We start from the raw sequence: 2,146 nt of genomic DNA, 5'->3' as shown, positions 1-2,146 counted from the left end.
ACAGCTACCCTGAACCTCCAGGATCAGATATTGAAAAAAGAGATTCCCCTTGTGGAAAAAATAACAGGGCGTCGGGTCTCCGCACTATGCATAAAAGGTCGTTCAAATTATCTCTGTCTGTATCGCTGGTATCAATATCGGAGTGATCCGCAGCTTTCTCTTGTGGATAATCCTTATGTTGAACGGATTGAAGACTGGCTTGCCTCTACCGTGACCGGGGACAGGGCAGAGCTGGACTGGCTTGGTGAAGATTCAAATTTCTGGAGGAAAATTTCCATACATTCCGACCAGTGTCTCGGGGGAGGTTGTCCTGAATTTACAGATTGTTTTATTTCGAGCCTGCGCAAACAAGCTGGTTCTGTGAATCTCCTTATTGTTAATCACCATCTGTTTTTTTCCGATCTGGCCCTTCGAAAAGGAGGGTATGGTGAAGTGTTACCCAGGTATGAATCCGTAATTTTCGATGAAGCTCATCATCTTGAAAATGTTGCGACTACATTTTTTGGTAAAAGTTTCAGCCAATATCAGATTATTGCCCTGCTGAATGATATTGAAAAAATGGCAGAAAAAGACCTTCCGCAGGAAGGCTGTCGGGAAGTTGTTCAGGTGGTAACGGGAGTAAAAGAGCGGGTCAGGTTTTTTACATCTCTTTTTCCTGTTAAAACCGGCAGATTCTATTTAAAAGAACTCATTGCGGATCTCACTGAGAATGTGTGGCGGGATGAAGTCAATCTGTTGTCAAGAGGGCTGGAAAGTCTGAATGATATAACTGGTAAATATGGTGAGCATGGAGAATACTGGAAATCTCTGGAGCGGCGTGGCAGGGAACTGGTAAAAAGTGTGCAGGAAGTAGGGCTTCATTTCCTTGAAAATGATTATGTTCACTGGTATGAGAGAAGGGATCGTTCTGTTGTTCTGTCCGCGACGCCGGTCGAGGTGGCAAAAGAGCTGAACGAATACCTGTATCCGCAGGTGTCATCCTGTATTCTGACGTCAGCAACCCTTTCTTCAGGAGGAAGTTTTTCATATTTTCGTGACAGGCTTGGATTGGGTGATGAAGTTGAATGTCTGCAATTCCATTCACCGTTTGACTATAAAAAAAGGGCTTTGATCTATGTTCCCGATAATTCTTTTCCGGAACCGTCTGCGGCGGATTACGGACAGATGCTGTGCAGTCGAATTCTCGATATACTGAGAATCAGCGAGGGGAGAGGACTGGTACTCTTTACGAGCTTTAAGGGTATGGAGAGAGTAGCTTCTTTTCTGGAAGAGCGTCTTGATTATCCAGTGCTTGTCCAGGGGACAGCCTCCAGACAGAGTCTTCTTACCCGTTTTCGTGAGGAGACACACTCGGTCCTGCTCGCTGTTGCAAGTTTCTGGGAGGGGGTGGATGTGGTTGGTGAATCTTTAAGTTGTGTTATAATAGATAAGTTGCCTTTCGAAGTGCCGACCGATCCGGTAATTGAGGCAAGGATTAAGCATATTCTTGATAAACAGGGGAAACCATTTTTTGAGTTCCAGGTGCCTCGGGCAATCCTGGCTCTCAGGCAGGGGATGGGACGATTAATGCGTTCCTCTGCAGACAGAGGTGTTATTGCCGTCATGGATGTGAGGCTTTATAAAAAGGGTTACGGGAGATTGTTCCTCAGGAGTATGCCACCTGCACCTGTTGTCAGGACGGAGCGGGAGCTCTCCGAATTTTTTACAAGTCTGCCCACGTAACTGGTCACAGGGGAATGAAAAAAGAACAAATACTTCACGTAATTAAAAAGGAATCCGAACATATTGAAAGTCGGATGAAGGCAGATCTTGCCGAACTCCAGCCAACCATTGATGCGTTTCTGGTCGAAGTTCTTCAATACGGACTTTTTAACGGCGGCAAGCGTATAAGACCTTTTCTTGTGGTCATGTCCTCAAAATTATGCGGTGGAAGCAAGGAATTGGTCTACAGGCTTGCATGTGCTTTCGAGTATCTGCATTCTGCAACACTCTTTCATGATGATATTATAGATGATTCAGATACACGCCGGGGATGTCCAACTGTCTGTCGCCGATTTGGTGTCTCAGCAGCTATTCTTGCCGGAGATTTTCTGCATGCCTATGCTATGTCCACGGTTGGTCGTCTTTCGGGGGTTGATGGCCTGAA

Annotated in this window: 2 protein-coding genes; both read left to right on the top strand. The window is 45.8% G+C overall.

Annotated features, from left to right (window positions below; translation table 11 throughout):
* A partial coding sequence (locus ACXLDX_RS04075; protein ID WP_457575917.1) for an ATP-dependent DNA helicase occupies positions 1 to 1,722 on the top strand: 1,722 nt, incomplete at its 5' end.
* 14 nt (positions 1,723 to 1,736) lie between these two features.
* Positions 1,737 to 2,146: polyprenyl synthetase family protein (locus tag ACXLDX_RS04070; protein WP_457575916.1), on the top strand; the 410-nt coding region annotated here is incomplete at its 3' end.

This window comes from Desulfomarina sp., from assembly GCF_054039375.1.
Note: the sequence above shows the minus strand (reverse complement) of the source record. Positions and strands in the feature narration are given on the sequence as shown.